General features: G+C 70.3%; 15 protein-coding genes. 7 read left to right on the top strand and 8 right to left on the bottom strand.

The genetic code is table 11. The features are described from left to right. Positions 1-109 precede the first annotated feature (109 nt). Entirely contained in the window at positions 110-559 is a 450-nt protein-coding gene (locus tag ACZ7CD_RS22795; protein WP_360401681.1) for a gamma-glutamylcyclotransferase family protein, read from the bottom strand. 109 nt (positions 560-668) lie between these two features. Here ACZ7CD_RS22795 and ACZ7CD_RS22790 point away from each other — a divergent pair, with 109 nt between their 5' ends. The 5 genes from ACZ7CD_RS22790 (at position 669) to ACZ7CD_RS22770 (ending at position 4,792) form a co-directional block, all read left to right on the top strand. Beyond that, positions 669-2,072, top strand: coding sequence for an NAD(P)H-quinone dehydrogenase (locus tag ACZ7CD_RS22790; RefSeq protein WP_470379638.1), 1,404 nt, complete (start codon positions 669-671; stop codon positions 2,070-2,072). Positions 2,073-2,152: 80 nt separating this feature from the next. Then, positions 2,153-2,809 carry a hypothetical protein gene (locus ACZ7CD_RS22785; protein ID WP_470379637.1) on the top strand — a complete coding sequence of 219 codons (657 nt, stop codon included), beginning with the start codon at positions 2,153-2,155 and terminating at the stop codon, positions 2,807-2,809. Further along, positions 2,806-3,414: a class F sortase gene (locus ACZ7CD_RS22780; protein ID WP_360401672.1), complete on the top strand. Its 609-nt coding sequence runs from the start codon at positions 2,806-2,808 to the stop codon at positions 3,412-3,414. The genes ACZ7CD_RS22785 and ACZ7CD_RS22780 overlap by 4 nt, the downstream gene beginning before the upstream one ends. Positions 3,415-3,501: 87 nt before the next feature. Further along, a complete protein-coding gene (locus ACZ7CD_RS22775) occupies positions 3,502-4,200 on the top strand; it encodes a hypothetical protein (RefSeq protein ID WP_458430280.1) in 699 nt (232 codons plus the stop codon). A gap of 64 nt (positions 4,201-4,264) precedes the next feature. After that, entirely contained in the window at positions 4,265-4,792 is a 528-nt protein-coding gene (locus ACZ7CD_RS22770) for a sortase domain-containing protein (RefSeq protein WP_360401666.1), read from the top strand. Between the two features lie 49 nt (positions 4,793-4,841). Here ACZ7CD_RS22770 and glpK read toward each other — a convergent pair whose 3' ends face one another. Both glpK and ACZ7CD_RS22760 read right to left on the bottom strand, forming a co-directional pair. Continuing rightward, on the bottom strand, positions 4,842-6,350 hold the full coding sequence (gene glpK, locus ACZ7CD_RS22765; RefSeq protein ID WP_458430279.1) for a glycerol kinase GlpK: 1,509 nt from the start codon (positions 6,348-6,350) through the stop codon (positions 4,842-4,844). A 14-nt stretch (positions 6,351-6,364) separates the two neighbouring features. Next, positions 6,365-7,108, bottom strand: a complete 744-nt coding sequence (locus ACZ7CD_RS22760) for an MIP/aquaporin family protein (RefSeq protein ID WP_360401660.1) — start codon at positions 7,106-7,108, stop codon at positions 6,365-6,367. 294 nt (positions 7,109-7,402) lie between these two features. Between ACZ7CD_RS22760 and glpD the strand changes: the two genes are divergently transcribed. Together glpD and ACZ7CD_RS22750 are read left to right on the top strand one after the other, a co-directional pair. Continuing rightward, a complete protein-coding gene (gene glpD / locus ACZ7CD_RS22755) occupies positions 7,403-9,100 on the top strand; it encodes a glycerol-3-phosphate dehydrogenase (protein WP_360401723.1) in 1,698 nt (565 codons plus the stop codon). A 28-nt stretch (positions 9,101-9,128) separates the two neighbouring features. Beyond that, positions 9,129-10,568: an alkaline phosphatase D family protein gene (locus tag ACZ7CD_RS22750; protein WP_360401657.1), complete on the top strand. Its 1,440-nt coding sequence runs from the start codon at positions 9,129-9,131 to the stop codon at positions 10,566-10,568. A 64-nt stretch (positions 10,569-10,632) separates the two neighbouring features. On the opposite strand, the gene ACZ7CD_RS22745 is transcribed toward ACZ7CD_RS22750, so the two are convergent. The 5 genes from ACZ7CD_RS22745 to ACZ7CD_RS22725 form a co-directional block, all read right to left on the bottom strand. Beyond that, the gene (locus ACZ7CD_RS22745; RefSeq protein ID WP_360401654.1) at positions 10,633-11,907 is read right to left on the bottom strand and encodes an amidohydrolase; all 1,275 of its coding nucleotides are present in this window, start codon (positions 11,905-11,907) and stop codon (positions 10,633-10,635) included. Next, positions 11,904-13,076 (bottom strand): M20 family metallopeptidase, encoded by a 1,173-nt coding sequence (locus ACZ7CD_RS22740; protein WP_360401651.1) that lies wholly within the window; start codon positions 13,074-13,076, stop codon positions 11,904-11,906. Before ACZ7CD_RS22740 ends, ACZ7CD_RS22745 begins: the two co-directional genes overlap by 4 nt. A 214-nt stretch (positions 13,077-13,290) precedes the next feature. Further along, entirely contained in the window at positions 13,291-13,584 is a 294-nt protein-coding gene (locus ACZ7CD_RS22735; RefSeq protein WP_360401648.1) for a hypothetical protein, read from the bottom strand. Between the two features lie 56 nt (positions 13,585-13,640). Continuing rightward, entirely contained in the window at positions 13,641-14,633 is a 993-nt protein-coding gene (meaB, locus tag ACZ7CD_RS22730; RefSeq protein ID WP_458430277.1) for a methylmalonyl Co-A mutase-associated GTPase MeaB, read from the bottom strand. Beyond that, positions 14,626-16,089, bottom strand: a 1,464-nt coding sequence (locus tag ACZ7CD_RS22725; protein ID WP_470379636.1) for a methylmalonyl-CoA mutase family protein, incomplete at its 5' end; no start/stop codon positions are given. The genes ACZ7CD_RS22725 and meaB, both read right to left, overlap by 8 nt.

Below are 16,089 nucleotides of genomic sequence, written 5' to 3'. Positions count from 1 at the left end.
CGCCCCTTCGCCCGCCTGCTGAGGTGCACGCGGGGAGCTTTCGTGCGCTGTGAGCGCACGAAAGGGCCCCGCGTGAGGGCAGCGGCGCGGGGCGCGCAGGGAGAGGGAGCTAGGGGCCGATGCCCTGGCAGGGGCGGGTCCGCAGGTCGTTGACGTAGTCGTGCGGAGCGCCGGCGGCCTCGGCCGCGTCCGCCACGACGCCGATGTACCGGGCGGAGGGCAGGCCGCCCTCGTACGCGTCGAGGACGTACAGCCAGGCCACCACGGACCCTTCGAGGGTCTGCACCCGCAGCCTGATCTTCTTGTACAGCCCGAGCGCCCCCTCCCACCGGTCCAGGCGCGACTCGTCGCGCGGTGAGACGTCGTAGAGCACGCAGAACGTCTGCTGGTCCGGCTCTTCGACGATGGTGGCGAGCGCACCCTCCCAGCCGAGGTCCTCGCCGCCGAAGGTCAGACGCCAACCCACGAGCCAGCCGGTCCCCGCGAGCGGGGAGTACGGGGCTCGCTCCATCATCTGGTTCGGATCCATGTTCGACCCGTACGCGGCATAGAGCGGCACGTCCGACAGAGTAGCGACTCGACGATCAGCTTTCGGTCCTGGCGACACGGCGGTTCGCGACAACGCGTACGGTTGTCCCGGCCAGCAAGCACGCAGAAGGGAACTGATCGTGACCCGCATCGTCATCATGGGCGGCGGACCCGCAGGTTACGAGGCAGCCCTGGTTGCGGCTCAGCACAGCGCTGACGTGACCCTGGTGGAGACCGACGGGGCGGGTGGCGCGTGCGTGCTGTACGACTGCGTGCCGTCGAAGACCTTCATCGCGTCGGCGGGGGCCCGCAGCGCCTTCCGCAACGCCGGTGAGCTGGGCATCCAGACCAACAACGACCAGGCGGCGGTCGACCTGCCGGTCGTGCACGGCCGGGTGAAGGGGCTCGCCCTCGCCCAGTCCGCCGACGTGCGGGCGCGGTTGCAGCGCGAGGGCGTGCGGCTGATCAACGGCAGGGCCCGGTTCGCGGACGGTTCGAAGGGGCTGGCCCAGCACCGCGTGGTCGCGACGACCCCGGACGGTGCCGAGGAGGTCCTGACCGCCGATGTGGTGCTCATCGCAACGGGTGCCACCCCGCGCGTCCTGCAGGGCGCCGAGCCGGACGGCAAGCGCGTCCTGACCTGGCGGCAGATCTACGACCTGCCCGAGCTGCCCGAGCACCTGGCCGTCATCGGCTCCGGTGTGACCGGTGTGGAGTTCGCCAGCGCCTACACCGAGGTGGGCGTGAAGGTGACGATGGTCTCCAGCCGGGACCGGGTGCTCCCCCACGAGGACGCCGACGCGGCCGCGGTGCTGGAGGACGTGTTCGCCGAGCGCGGCACGGCCGTGGTCAAGCACGCGCGTGCGGACAAGGTCGAGAACGTCGGCGACGGCGTCCTGATCCACCTGGAAGACGGTCGCACGATCGAGGCGTCGCACGCCCTGATGACCGTCGGTTCCGTCCCGAACACCGACGACATCGGTCTCGACAAGATCGGCATCGAGCTCGGGCGCGGCGGTTACATCCCGGTCGACCGGGTCAGCCGCACGAACGTCAGCGGCGTCTACGCGGCCGGCGACTGCACCGGTGTGCTGCTGCTCGCCTCGGTCGCCGCCATGCAGGGCCGCATCGCCATGTGGCACGCGCTGGGCGAGGGCGTCAGCCCGATCAAGCTCAAGACCGTCGCCGCGAACGTCTTCACCAACCCCGAGATCGCGAGCGTCGGCATCAGCCAGCAGGCGATCGACTCGGGCGAGGTGCCGGCCCGCACGATCATGCTGCCGCTCGCCACGAACCCCCGCGCCAAGATGGAGGGTCTGCGCCGAGGCTTCGTGAAGCTGTTCTGCCGCCCGGCCACCGGCGTGGTCATCGGCGGTGTCGTGGTGGCGCCGAACGCGAGCGAGCTGATCCTGCCGATCGCGCTGGCCGTGCAGAACCAGCTGACCGTCGAGCACCTCGCGACGACGTTCTCCGTCTACCCGTCGCTCTCGGGCTCCATCACCGAGTCCGGCCGCCAGCTCATGCGGCACGACGATCTCGACTAGGTAACTCAGACCTCCCCCGGCAACCGAGGCGCCCTCCGGGGCGTCTTCGGGGTGCGAGTTCCACGCAGGGGGAGAAACAGATGAAGCGCATTTTCGCGACCGTCGTCGCACTCGGAGCCACGTTCGCATTCGCACATGCAGTGGGCGCGCAGGAGAACGCCGGGTTCACCCTGGACAGGAGCGAGTACCTGCCGGGCGCACCGGTCGGGGTCGCCGCTGACCAGGGGCACAACTGCGTCGGACCGGTCACCTCGAAGGGTTTCGCCGCGCCGATCGAGCTCGAGAAGAACCAGCCGAACCTCCTCGGAGGTCGCGGGACCGCTGTCGACCAGAACGGTGAGTACGAGGCCACGGCGACCTGCGGGGGCAAGCCGGTCACGGTCAAGTTCAGGGTGGTCGAGACGTTCTACTTCTTCCCGGACGACGTGGTCGAGGCGGGCGGCACCATCGACGTGCACCGGCAGGTCACGGCGATGTGCACGGGCCCGGTGACGTCCGCCGGGTTCGTCGAGCCGATCGACATCGTCTACAAGACCGAGGGATCGTTGCGGAACGGTCGCGGCAAGGTCGTCGACACGCCGGGGACCTACGAGGCGTCAATGCAGTGCTCCGGCCAGAACGCGACCAGGAAGTTCACGGTCAAGGCCAAGGCCGGACAGCCCGCGGCGAAGCCGAAGACGCCGATCGTGAAGCCCAAGGGCGCGCCGCAGACCGGCGGCGGGGGCACGGCCCGGTGAAGCGGCTCGCCATCGCGGTCGTGGTGGTGGCACTGGCGCTGCTCAGCGCCTGTGCCACCCCTCCCGCGGCAGAACCGCGGACGACCCCGCCGCCGAGCGGTTCACCGGCGCACCCGACCGGTTCCGCGGCACGAACGGTCGCCGAGAAGGGCATGCCACCGTCGGAACCGACCGAGGTGCGCATCCCGAAGATCGGTGCCACGTCGTCACTCGTCCCGCTCGGCCTGAACGCCGACGAGACGGTCGAGGTGCCGCCGGTCGAACAGCCGATGCAGGCCGGGTGGTACCGGCTCGCACGCACTCCCGGCGAGGCCGGTCCCGCGATCCTGCTGGGTCACGTCGACGGGCTGAAGAAGCCGGGGATCTTCTTCCGCCTCAAGGAACTGGTCGCCGGTGACGAGGTCGAGGTGTCCAGGAAGGACGGCACCACGGCCAGGTTCCGCGTGCGCAAGACCGAGCAGATCGCCAAGGCCGGCTTCCCCACCGAGGCCGTCTACGGCGACACCGCCGAACCCGAGCTGCGGCTGATCACCTGCGGGGGCAGCTTCGACGAGGCCGCGCACAGCTACCGGGACAACATCATCGTCTACGCGACGCTGATCTGAGGAAAAGGCCGCCTGCCGGCAACCGAACCGCCCGCTCGGGCGTGTTCGGTACCAGCAGTCCATGTGCCCGAGGGGGGAGAGACAGCCATGATCAGGTCAGTTGCCGCGCTCGCGGCCGTCGGCGTGGTGTTCGCGCTCACGCCGATCGCCGCTGCCCAGGAGGACGTCACGCCGAAGTTCTCGCTGGGGGGCGAGGTCTTCCCGCACGCTTCCGAGTTCACCGCGACGATCGAGGAGGGCACCTGCCCCGGCGGTCCGACGTCGCTCACGTCGCCCGGCTTCGCGACGTTCGACCTGGCCACCCTGCGCGGCAGGTTCGCCGACGTGCAGGGCCCGTTCGCGGCGTACCTGGAGTGCAAGGGCACCAGCGCACAGGGGGTCGTGCGCTACCGGCTGGACAAGCCGCAGCCGCCGGTGCCCCCGTTCGACGGCCGGTTCCTCGACAAGGAGGTGTACGCGCCGGGCGAGACGATCAAGGTGCAGGTCACCGGGTACTCGTTCTGCCCCACCGCCGAGTCGAACGGCTTCGTCGCACCGATCAGCCTCCCGAACAACCCCGGGGGCAGCGCGCACGGCGAAGGCAAGGCGACCGGCACGCCAGGAACGTACGAAGCGACGGTCCACTGCTACAAGAACCAGACCTTCGTGAACACGTTCACCGTCAAGGCCCCGCCGACCACCCCGCCGACCTCCACGACGCCTCCGGCAGCGCCCACGGCCAAGCCCAAGCCGCCCATCGTGAAGCCCAAGGGCGCGCCGCAGACCGGTGGAGGCGGCACGGCCTGATCACAGTTCGGCACTGTCCTGGCCGGACGAGCAACCTGACCACCGGATGTGCGTCAATGGGTTCGTGGGGACTCGTGTCTTGATCGCGGTGCTGAGCGTGGCCCTGGCCGGCACCGCCTGCTCGCAGCCGGCGCCGAAGCCGACGGCTGCGACGAGCGAGAGCGCACCGCCGCCGGTGGTGTCGCCGCTCGGCAACTCGGATCCGATGGAGCTGAGAGTCGAGCGCATCGGCGTGCGGTCCTCGCTGATCCAGCTGCCCCTCGGCGCGGACGGCGCCGTGCAGATGCCCCCGGCCAACGAGGGCATGCAGGCCGGTTGGCACCAGACGCAACCGAAGCAGTGGATCATCGTCGGGCGGATCGAGAGCAACGGGGCCCGCGGCGTGTTCTACCGGCTGAACGACCTGGCAGAGGGCGACGTCGTCGAGGTGTCCAAGAAGGACGGTTCGGTGGCGCGGTTCACGGTGACGCGCACCGAGCGGGTCATCCGCGACGACTACTTCGCCGAGGCCGTGGCGAAGGACGCGGACCAGCAGGGGCTGCGGCTGATCACGTGCGGCACCCGCGACAACGTGATCGTGCACGCTGTTTGACGGCGAGTTCGTGCCGGTCGTCCGGCACGAACTCGCCGTGCCGTGACTCCTAGTCCTCGACCCAGTCGAAGGTCTTCGTGACGGCCTTCTTCCAGTTCGCGTACTCCGACGTGCGGCGGGAGTCGTCCATCTGCGGCTCCCACTGCTTGTCCATCGCCCAGTTCTCGCGGATGTCGTCCTCGGTCTTCCAGAACCCGACGGCGAGCCCGGCCGCGTAGGCGGCGCCCAGCGCGGTCGTCTCGGCCACGACCGGCCGGATCACCGGCACGCCCAGGATGTCCGCCTGGAACTGCATCAGCAGCTCGTTCACGACCATGCCGCCGTCGACCTTCAACGCGGTGAGGTCCACGCCCGAGTCGGCGTTCATCGCGTCGAGCACCTCGCGCGTCTGGAACGCGGTCGCCTCCAGCACCGCGCGCGCCAGGTGACCCTTGTTGACGAACCGGGTGAGGCCCACGATCGCGCCGCGGGCGTCGGAGCGCCAGTAGGGCGCGAACAGGCCGGAGAAGGCGGGCACGAAGTACGCGCCGCCGTTGTCCTCGACCGACCGCGCGTGCCGCTCGACCTCGGCCGCGTCGCCGATCATGCCGAGGTTGTCGCGCAGCCACTGCACCAGCGAGCCGGTGACGGCGATCGAGCCCTCCAGCGCGTACACGGGTGCCGCCTCGCCGATCTTGTAGCAGATCGTGGTCAGCAGGCCGTTCTCGCTCATCACCTTCTCGGTGCCGGTGTTGAGCAGCATGAAGTTGCCGGTGCCGTAGGTGTTCTTGGCCTCGCCGGGCGAGAGGCAGGCCTGCCCGAACGTCGCCGCCTGCTGGTCGCCGAGGATGCCCGCGATCGGCACGCCGGCGAGCGCGCCGCGTTCCCGCACCTGCCCGTAGACCTCGGAGGAGGACCGGATCTCCGGCAGCATCGACATCGGGATGCCCATGTCGGATGCGATGGAGGAGTCCCACTGCAGCGTGTCGAGGTCCATCAGCATGGTGCGGGAGGCGTTGGTCGGGTCGGTGACGTGCACGCCGCCGTTCACCCCGCCGGTCATGTTCCACAGCACCCAGGTGTCCATGTTGCCGAACAGCAGGTCGCCCGCCTCGGCCTTCTCGCGGGCGCCCTCGACGTTGTCGAGGATCCAGCGGACCTTGGGGCCGGAGAAGTAGGTGGCGAGCGGCAGGCCGACCTTGGCCCGGTAGCGCTCCTGGCCGCCGCCCAGCGCACCGAGCTCGGTGACGATCCGGTCGGTGCGGGTGTCCTGCCAGACGATGGCGTTGTAGACGGGCTCACCGGTGTTGCGGTCCCACACCACCGCGGTCTCGCGCTGGTTGGTGATGCCGACGGCGACGATGTCCGCGGTGGTCAGGTCGGCCTTCGCGAGCGCGCCGGCGGCGACCTGGCGGGTGTTCTGCCAGACCTCCTTCGGGTCGTGCTCGACCCATCCGGCCTTCGGGAAGATCTGCTCGTGCTCCTTCTGGTCGACCGACACCACCCGCCCGGAGTGGTCGAAGATCATGCAGCGGGTCGACGTGGTGCCCTGGTCGATCGCGGCCACGTACTGGGTCATGCGCGTGTGTCCTTTCAGACCGGGAGAACCAGGTAGAGCAACGCCGCGAGTGCGCCGCCGACCAGCGGGCCGACGACGGGCACCCACGAGTAGCCCCAGTTTGCGCCACCCTTGTCGCGGATGGGCATGAGGAAGGCGTAGGCGATGCGCGGACCGAGGTCGCGAGCGGGGTTGATGGCGTACCCGGTGGGGCCGCCCAGCGATGTGCCGATGACCAGGACCACGAACGCCACGCCCGCGTAGCCGAGCGCCGAGTTGCCGAACTGCGGCAGTCCGCCCTCGGCGGCCTTCGCGGACGGGGACAGCAGGACCCAGGCGACGAGCACGAACGTGCCGATGACCTCGGAGACCGTGTTCCACAGCGCGTTCGGCACGGTCGGCCCGGTGGCGAAGATGCCCAGGGTGTTCTGCGGTTCGTCGTGGGTGTCGAACTGCAGCTTGTAGGTCGCCCAGCAGAGCATCGCGCCGATGATCGCACCGGCCATCTGCCCGAGGACGTAGAACGGGACGTCACCCCACGGCGTCTTGCCCGCGATGGCGAGCCCGAACGTGAGGGCGGGGTTGAGGTGCGCACCGCTCGGGTTCGCGATGCTCGCACCCGCGAAGACCGCGAACGCCCAGCCGACGTTGACGAACAGGAACCCCGTGCTGTTGCCGAGCGTGTCTTTGAGCACCTGGTTCGCGACCACACCGGTGCCCAGGAGGATGAGGACCGCCGTCCCCAGCACCTCCCACACGAAGATCGAGCCTGCACCCACCGTCGGCCTCCTTCGTCTGCGGCCAGGAGGAGCGCACACCCGGACGTCAGGCCGCGCTGCCCGCCTGCAACGTGCTCGGACGCTATTACCGGGCTGATCAGTTGTCCACGCGAGGTGGGTTCGCCGGGCCGTTTTCAGGCCGTGGGGACCCGGTGCGCTCGCCCGTGGGCGGAGGTCGGTGACTGCAGGTAACGTGATCCGCGAGTCGGCACAGGGGAGGCATCCGTCGTGGCCACGAGCAAGGACGCAGCTGAAGCACCGCAGACCCCCGTCGCCCCTCCGGTCACCGGCGGGCTGGGCCCCGCCGAACGCGAGGAGGCGTGGCAGCGCCTGGGGTCCGAGACGTTCGACGTCGTCGTGGTCGGCGGTGGCGTGGTCGGCGTCGGCGCGGCACTGGACGCGGCCACGCGCGGCCTGCGGGTGGCCCTGGTGGAGGCCCGTGACCTGGCGTCGGGCACGTCGAGCCGGTCGTCCAAGCTCTTCCACGGTGGCCTGCGCTACCTGGAGCAGCTGGAGTTCGGCCTGGTCCGCGAGGCGCTGCGGGAGCGCGAGCTGATGCTGACCCGGATCGCGCCGCACCTGGTGAAGCCCGTCGCGTTCCTCTACCCGCTGACCAACCGGATCTGGGAACGCCCGTACACCGCGGCCGGCCTGTTCCTCTACGACACGATGGGCGGGGCCCGGTCCGTGCCGGGGCAGAAGCACCTCACCCGTGCGGGTGCCCAGCGGCTCGTGCCCGCGTTGAAGCGCGACGCGCTGATCGGCGGCATCCGCTACTACGACGCCCAGGCCGACGACGCCCGGCACACGATGATGGTCGGCCGCACCGCCGCGCACTACGGCGCCGTCGTGCGCACGTCGACCCAGGTGATCAGCTTCCTGCGGGAGGCGGACCGCGTGTCCGGCGTGCGGGTCCGCGACGTCGAGGACGGCCGTGAGGTCGACGTGCGGGCGCACGCGGTGATCAACGCGACCGGTGTGTGGACCGACGAGCTGCAACGGCTCTCGGGTTCGCGCGGCCGGTTCCGGGTGCGGGCGTCGAAGGGCGTGCACATCGTCGTCCCGCGCGACCGGATCGTGGCCGAGGCGGGCATGATCCTGCGCACCGAGAAGTCCGTGCTGTTCGTGATCCCGTGGCGCAACCACTGGATCGTCGGCACCACCGACACCGACTGGAACCTCGACCTCGCGCACCCCGCCGCGACCAAGCACGACATCGACTACATCCTCGAACACGTGAACTCCGTGCTCGCGACGCCGTTGACGCACGACGACATCGAGGGTGTCTACGCGGGTCTGCGCCCGTTGCTGGCCGGTGAGTCCGACTCGACGTCGAAGCTGTCGCGCGAGCACGCCGTGGCACGGGTCGCGCCCGGTCTGGTGGCGATCGCGGGCGGCAAGTACACGACGTACCGCGTGATGGGCGCCGACGCCGTGGACGCGGCGCAGGTCGACGTGCCGGGCCGCATCCAGCCGTCGATCACCGACAAGGTGCCGCTGGTGGGTGCCGACGGCTACCACGCCCTGGTCAACCAGGCCGACCAGCTCGCGGCCAGGCACGGCCTGCACCCGTACCGCGTCCGCCACCTGCTGGACCGCTACGGCTCGCTGGTGCACGAGGTCCTCGGCCTGGCCGCGGGCAACCCTGAGCTGCTCAAGCCGATCACCGCGGCCCCCGACTACCTCCAGGTCGAGGCCGTCTACGCGGCGTCGCACGAGGGCGCCCTGCACCTGGAGGACGTCCTGACCCGCCGCACCCGCATCTCCATCGAGTACGCGCACCGCGGCGTGGACTGCGCGGAGGCCGTGGCCCGCCTGGTGGCCCCGGTCCTCGGCTGGGACGACGACGCGGTGAAGCGCGAGGTCGAGGTGTACAACGCGCGGGTCGAGTCCGAGCGCACCTCGCAGACGAAGGCGGACGACCAAGCCGCGGACGCCGTTCGTGCCGCGGCTCCCGAGGCCCGTCCGCAGTTGACCGAACCCGTGAGCTGACGAGCCGGCCTCGGGCATGCTGGGCGGCATGCCCGGGGTCGATCGTCGAACGTTCCTGAAAGCCACTGCCGCCGCCGGTGCCGCTGGTGCCGCCGTCACCGGCACCGCGCACGCCACCACCGCACCCGTCTTCGAGCACGGCGTCGCCTCCGGTGACCCGCACCCGGACGGCGTGCTGCTGTGGACCCGCGTGGTCACCGACGGGCCGATCCGCTGGGAGGTGGCCCGCGACGCGTCGTTCACGCACGTCGTGACACGCGGCCGCACCCTCACCGGCGCCCACCGCGACCACACCGTGAAGGTCGAGGTCTCCGGCCTGCGCCCGGCCACCCGCTACTACTACCGCTTCACCGCCGCCGACGTGGTCTCCCCCGTCGGCCGCACCAAGACCGCTCCCCGCCCGTCCGCCGACTGCGGCTCGCTGACGTTCGGCGTCGTCTCCTGCGCGAACTGGATCGCCGGCCACTTCGGCGCCTACGGCTACCTCGCCACCCGTGACGACCTGGACGCCGTGATCCACCTCGGCGACTACGTCTACGAGTACTTCGAGCCCGGCGTCCGCGTCACCGAACCGCAGCACGAGTGCGAGACGCTCGACGACTACCGCACCCGCCACGCCCAGTACAAGACCGACCCGCACCTGCAGGCCCTGCACGCGGCGCACCCGGTCATCGCGACCTGGGACGACCACGAGTCGGCGGAAAATTCCTCGTCCATCGGCTCCCCTGTCCACGACCCGGCCACCGAGGGCCCCTGGGGCGCCCGCCTGGCCGCGGCCACGCAGGCCTACTTCGAGTGGATGCCGGTCCGCGAGGGCAAGCTGACCCGCCGCCTGCACTTCGGCCGCCTCGCCGACCTCACCATGCTCGACCTGCGCAGCTACCGCACCGACACGACCATCCTGGGCACCGCCCAGCGCGCCTGGTTCACGTCCGCGCTGACCGACGGCCGCGCCCGCTGGAAGCTCGTCGGCAACTCGGTGATGCTGGCCCCGCTGAAGATCCCGCCCCTGCCCGGCCTGCCGCCGACGAACACCGACCAGTGGGACGGCTTCCCCGCGGACCGCGAGGTCGTGCTGCGCGCCCTCGACCGCGCGGGCATGAAGAACGCCGTGTTCCTGACCGGCGACATCCACTCGTCGTGGGCGATCGACGTGCCGTTCGGCGAGGGCACGGTCGCCACGGAGTTCGTCTCGACCTCGGTGACCTCGGACAACTTCGACGAACGCATCGGCGTGCCGCCGCGTTCCGCGTCACTGCAGATCGAGGCCCAGTTCCGCGCCCTGAACCCGCACGTGAAGTTCGTGGAGCTCGACTCGCACGGCGCGCAGGTGCTGACCGTGACGCCGGAGCAGGTGCGGATGGACTGGCACTACCTCGCCGACAAGCGCGACCCGAACACGGCGGTGACTCTCGCGCACTCGTGGCGGACGCTGCACGACACCGCTCAGGTGGACCAGGTCCTCTGACGCGAACGGCGTCTGCAAGTACCACCAACCACGTGGTTGGTGGTACTTGCGGACGCCTTCACAGCTAGGCGAGGGCGGCCAGGGCCGTGTGGACCAGCACGCGCACCCCGACGAGCAGGGCCCGTTCGTCCAGGTCGAACGTCGGCTGGTGCAGGTCCCGCTGCTTCTCCACCCCGTTCCACACGCCGAGCCGCGCGAACGACCCGGGAACGTGCTCCAGGTACCAGCCGAAGTCCTCACCGCCGGAGGACTGCTCGGTGCCGGCCAGCGCGTCGTCGCCGAGTGCGGCCTCGATGCCGGCGCGCAGGATCTGCGTCGACTCCCGCTCGTTGACCACGGGCGGGACGCCGCGGCGGTGGTGCAGGTCGAACCCGACGCCGGTCGGCAGCAGCAGACCGGTCACCAGGTCCTTGACCAGCGGTTCCAGCTCGGCCCAGATGTCGCGGTCGCCGGTGCGCAGGGTGCCGCGCACCAGGCCGTCCTGCGGCACCGCGTTGGGCGCCTCACCGGCGTGGACGGCACCCCACACCAGCACGGTGCCGGAACGCGGGTCGACGCGGCGGGACAGCATCGTCGGCAGGCCGGTGATCACCGTGCCCAGCGCGTGCACCAGGTCGGCGGTCAGGTGCGGCCGCGACGTGTGGCCGCCCGGTGACGAAAGCCGCAGCTCCAGCAGGTCGGAGGCGGAGGTGATGGCGCCGATGCGCGTGCCGATGCGGCCGACCTGCAGGCGCGGGTCGCAGTGCAGGCCGAAGATCCGCTCCACGCCGTCGAGGCCACCCGCGGCGAGCACGTCGAGCGCTCCGCCGGGCATGACCTCCTCGGCTGGCTGGAACACCAGCCGCACCCGTCCTGGCAGCTCGGTGGCGGAGGCCAGTGCCAGCGCAGCGCCCAGCAGGACCGTGGTGTGGGCGTCGTGACCGCACGCGTGCGACACACCGTCCACAGTGGACGAGAACGGCGAGCCGGTGTTCTCGTGCAACGGCAGGGCGTCCATGTCGGCGCGCAGGGCCACGATGCGGGGACCGCGGCCGATGTCGCAGATCAGGCCGGTGCCGCCGGGCAGCACGCGGGGCTTGAGGCCCACCTCGCGCAGCAGCTTCGCCACCAGCTCGGTGGTGTTGTACTCGCGCCGGGAGAGCTCGGGGTGGGCGTGGATGTGGCGGCGCCACGCGACGACGTCCGAGGCGTGTGCCTTCAGCCAGTCGTCGAGCCAGGCGGGGCCGCGGCCCTCTCCGAGATCATCCACAGGAGACATGCTCACCCCGGTGGGGTCGACGAGCATCTCAGGGGAGGAAGAAACCGCAGCGCCGGAAAGGCGGGAGTCCAGGACCGTCATGCGGCACCTCCGCTGGCCAGCAGGCGTTCCCGCTGCTGGGGGTCGGTGGCTGTCGCGATCGTCGTCCAGGCCATGGCGAGTGCTCCGTCGAGCATCGCGCGATCGGCCGATGCCGACGCACAGGCGGTCGCGAACTCTTGTTGGTGGTTCACCGCGTCTCCGCAGTCGATGGCAATGGTCGGGTGGATTGCGGGCAACACTCTGGTGACGTTGCCCATGTCGGTGCTTCCGATCTTCCTGCCCGCTTCCTCTTCTCGGGAGAGCGGCCGTCGCCCCAGCTCGGTGGCCGCGTGCCGGTAGGCATCGGCGAGCCACGGGTCGGGGGTCAGCTCGGCGTAGATCGGCGAGACCTGCACGACCTCATGGGTGCAGCCGGTCGCCAGCGCTCCGGCCCCGAAGCAGTCCCGGATCCGGTTCTCCAGGCGCTGCAACGATTCCAGGTTCTCCGCCCTCACATCGAACATCGCCGATGCGCGGGCGGGTATTACGTTCGGGACCGTGCCGCCGTTCGTCACGATGCCGGTCACCATCTGGCCGGGCTCGAGGTGCTGCCGCAGCAGGCTGATCGAGATCTGCGCGACGGTGACCGCGTCGGCGGCGTTGATGCCCAGGTGCGGGGCGGCGGCCGCGTGTGACGGCTTGCCGCTGTAGTGCACCTCCAGGTCGGTGATGGCGAGCGAACGCGCGGCGCACGACTCGTACGGCGCGGGGTGCACCATCATCGAGAACGAGACGTCGTCGAACACGCCCCGCTCCAGCATCAGCACCTTGCCGCCACCGACCTCCTCCGCGGGCGTCCCGATCACCTTCACGGTGACACCCAGGCGGTCGGCGACGTCACGCAGCGCAAGAGCGGTTCCCACCGAAGCGGCAGCGATGACGTTGTGCCCGCACGCGTGCCCGACCTCGGGCAACGCGTCGTACTCGGCGCACAGTCCCAGCACGAGCTCGCCGTCGCCGAACGTCGCGACGAACGCCGTGTCCAGGCCGGCGACACCGGACTCGACCTTGAAGCCCTCGCGGGCCAGCAGGGAGGTGATCTTCTCCGCGCTGCGGTGCTCCTCGAACGCCAGCTCCGGTTCGGCGTGGATCGAGTGCGACAGGTCCACCAGCGCGTCGGAGTACCGCTCGACGGTCGAGCGTGTGCTGATCTTCAAGTCGGTACCCATTTGCCACCATCCTGCATCACCGCCCCCAGGACGCGACGCGCTGATGATGATCAACCGGCTGGCCGGTCGCAGCGCTGCGCCGAGCGGCGAGCGAGTTTCGGTCTGACCGATCAACGATGACGCAAATGGCCGAGAAGCACGCTTAACTTTGACTATTACGTCCCATCAGGTGGGACGCGGTGTCTCAGGCGAACACACCTCGAACGTCCTCGAGTCAGCCCTTCTTGGCCGCTCGCGCCTTCTTCCACGCCGCCCACCGCTTCTTGTTGCGGTAGTAGACGATCGTGAACAGCACCAGCGCGATGCCGCCGATCCACAGCTTCTGCTTGGTCTCCTGCCGCACCTCCGGGGACGGCTCCTGCGGCGAGTCGAGGGCCGGACCGGGGTTCGCCGTCGTCTGCGCCACCACCACCGCGGGGGCGTTCGCACCCTCGTCGGCGACCGATGTCCCGGCGATCCCGAAGACGCCCATCAGCGCGAACACGCAGGCCAGCAGCAACCTCGACATGCCCTGAACTCTACAACGAATACCACGATCGAAGGTCACCCAAACTAGTTACGCACTCACCCAGCGTCGGCCTGGAAGGCTTTCAGGATCTGCTCCGCGGCGAGTGTCGCGGTGAGTTCCCCGCTGCGGACCTTCTCCTCCAGGGAGGGTGCCGACGCGCGCACGGCCGGGCTCTCGCGCACCTGCCGCCACAGCGAGTCGCGGACCATCATCCAGGTCCAGTCGACCTGCTGGCGCCGCCGGCGTTCGTCCAGCTCCCCGGCCTCGCTCAGGGTCGTCCGGTGTTCCAGCACGCGGGACCACAGCTCGTCGAGACCGACCCCGGTGAGGCCGGAGCAGGTGAGCACGGGCGGGTGCCACACCGCGTCCGGCGCGCGCAGCAGCTTGAGCGCGCCCGCCAGCTCACGTGCGGCCTTGCGGGCGTCCAGCTCGTGCTCGCCGTCGGCCTTGTTGACCGCGATGACGTCCGCGAGCTCCAGGATGCCCTTCTTGATGCCCTGGAGCTGGTCGCCGGTGCGGGCGAGGGTGAGGAACAGCGAGCAGTCCGTCATGTTGGCGACGGCCACCTCGGACTGCCCGACGCCGACCGTCTCGACCAGCACCACGTCGAACCCGGCCGCCTCGACCAGCACGATCGTCTCGCGGGTGGCCTGGGCGACGCCGCCGAGCGTGCCGGAGGTCGGCGAGGGCCGGATGAACGCGTCCGGGCTCACCGACAACCGCGCCATCCGCGTCTTGTCGCCCAGGATGCTGCCGCCGGTGCGGGTGGACGACGGGTCGACGGCGAGCACCGCGACCCGGTGGCCCCGCTCGACCAGCATCGTGCCGAGTGCGTCGATGAACGTGGACTTGCCGACGCCGGGGACACCGGTGATGCCGACCCTGACCGCCGCGCCGGACTTCGGCAGCAGCTCGACGAGCAGCTCCTGGGCCTGCGCGCGGTGGTCGGCGCGGGTCGACTCGACCAGCGTGATGGCCCTGGCGAGCACGCTGCGGTTGCCGCCGAGCACGCCCTTCGCGTACTCGGCGACGTCGATCGCCCTAGCCATGGTGGCCGAGCTGGTCCGCGAGCTTGACCAGGAGGTCCTTGGCGGCGTCGGCGATGACGGTGCCGGGTGGGAAGATCGCCGCCGCTCCCGCCGCGTGCAGCTCGTCGAAGTCCTGTGGCGGGATGACGCCGCCGACGACGATCATGATGTCGGCGCGGTCGAGGTTGGCCAGCTCCTCGCGCAGTGCGGGTACCAGTGTGAGGTGCCCGGCGGCGAGGGAGGAGACGCCGACGATGTGCACGTCGGCCTCGACGGCCTGGCGGGCGACTTCGTCGGGTGTCTGGAACAGCGGGCCGACGTCGACGTCGAAGCCGAGGTCGGCGAACGCCGTGGCGATCACCTTCTGGCCGCGGTCGTGCCCGTCCTGGCCCATCTTGGCGACCAGGATGCGCGGCCGGCGGCCTTCCTGCTGCGCGAACGTGTCGACGACCTCGCGGCAGGCGTCCACGTTGGACACTGGGCCGACCTCCTGCCGGTAGACACCGGAAATGGTGCGGATCTGCGCGGAGTGCCGGCCCCAGACCTTGCCCAGTGCCTCGGAGATCTCGCCGACGGTGGCTTTGGCGCGGGCGGCGTTGATCGCCAGCTCCAGCAGGTTGCCCCCACTGCCCGCCGCGTTCGTCAGCGCTTCGAGGGCACTGTCCACGGCGGACTGGTCGCGTTCTTCCCTCAGCCTGCGCAGTTTCTCCAGTTGCTGTGCGCGTACGCCGGCGTTGTCGACCTTGAGGACCTCGATCTGCTCGTCGCCGGTCACCGGGTACTTGTTGACGCCGATCACCGGTTGGCGGCCGGAGTCGATGCGCGCCTGCGTGCGCGCGGCGGCTTCCTCGATGCGCAGCTTCGGGATGCCCTCGTCGATCGCGCGGGCCATCCCGCCGGCCTTCTCGACCTCGCTGATGTGCCCCCACGCCTTCGCCGCCAGCTCGGCGGTCAGCCGTTCGACGTAGGCGCTGCCACCCCACGGGTCGATCACCCGCGTGGTACCCGACTCCTGCTGCAGCAGCAGCTGCGTGTTGCGGGCGATGCGGGCGGAGAAGTCGGTGGGCAGTGCGAGCGCTTCGTCGAGTGCGTTGGTGTGCAACGACTGCGTGTGCCCCTGCGTCGCCGCCATCGCTTCGACGCAGGTGCGCGCGACGTTGTTGAACACGTCCTGCGCGGTCAGCGACCAGCCGGATGTCTGGCAGTGCGTGCGCAGGCTGAGCGACTTCTGGCTCTTCGGCTGGAACTCGTTGACGAGCTTGGCCCAGAGCAGGCGCGCGGCCCGCATTTTGGCGATCTCCATGAAGAAGTTCATGCCGATGGCCCAGAAGAAGCTCAGCCGCGGTGCGAACCTGTCGACGTCGAGCCCGGCTGCCTGGCCTGCGCGCAGGTACTCCACGCCGTCGGCGAGGGTGTAGGCGAGTTCCAGGTCGGCGGTCGCGCCCGCTTCCTGCATGTGGTAGCCGGAGATCGAGAT

The organism is Lentzea sp. NPDC036949, assembly GCF_055608075.1.
The sequence above is the reverse complement of the archived record's forward strand: the minus strand, read 5'-3'. Positions and strand labels throughout refer to the sequence as shown.

Bases quoted from the DNA above. Each gene is read 5' to 3' on its own strand.
- ACZ7CD_RS22785 (WP_470379637.1), top strand. From the start codon at position 2,153: ATGAAGCGCATTTTCGCGACCGTCGTCGCACTCGGAGCCACGTTCGCA.
- ACZ7CD_RS22775 (WP_458430280.1), top strand. From the start codon at position 3,502: ATGATCAGGTCAGTTGCCGCGCTCGCGGCCGTCGGCGTGGTGTTCGCG.
- glpK (WP_458430279.1), bottom strand. From the start codon at position 6,350: ATGACCCAGTACGTGGCCGCGATCGACCAGGGCACCACGTCGACCCGC.
- ACZ7CD_RS22750 (WP_360401657.1), top strand. From the start codon at position 9,129: ATGCCCGGGGTCGATCGTCGAACGTTCCTGAAAGCCACTGCCGCCGCC.
- ACZ7CD_RS22745 (WP_360401654.1), bottom strand. From the start codon at position 11,907: ATGACGGTCCTGGACTCCCGCCTTTCCGGCGCTGCGGTTTCTTCCTCC.
- ACZ7CD_RS22740 (WP_360401651.1), bottom strand. From the start codon at position 13,076: ATGGGTACCGACTTGAAGATCAGCACACGCTCGACCGTCGAGCGGTAC.
- ACZ7CD_RS22735 (WP_360401648.1), bottom strand. From the start codon at position 13,584: ATGTCGAGGTTGCTGCTGGCCTGCGTGTTCGCGCTGATGGGCGTCTTC.
- meaB (WP_458430277.1), bottom strand. From the start codon at position 14,633: ATGGCTAGGGCGATCGACGTCGCCGAGTACGCGAAGGGCGTGCTCGGC.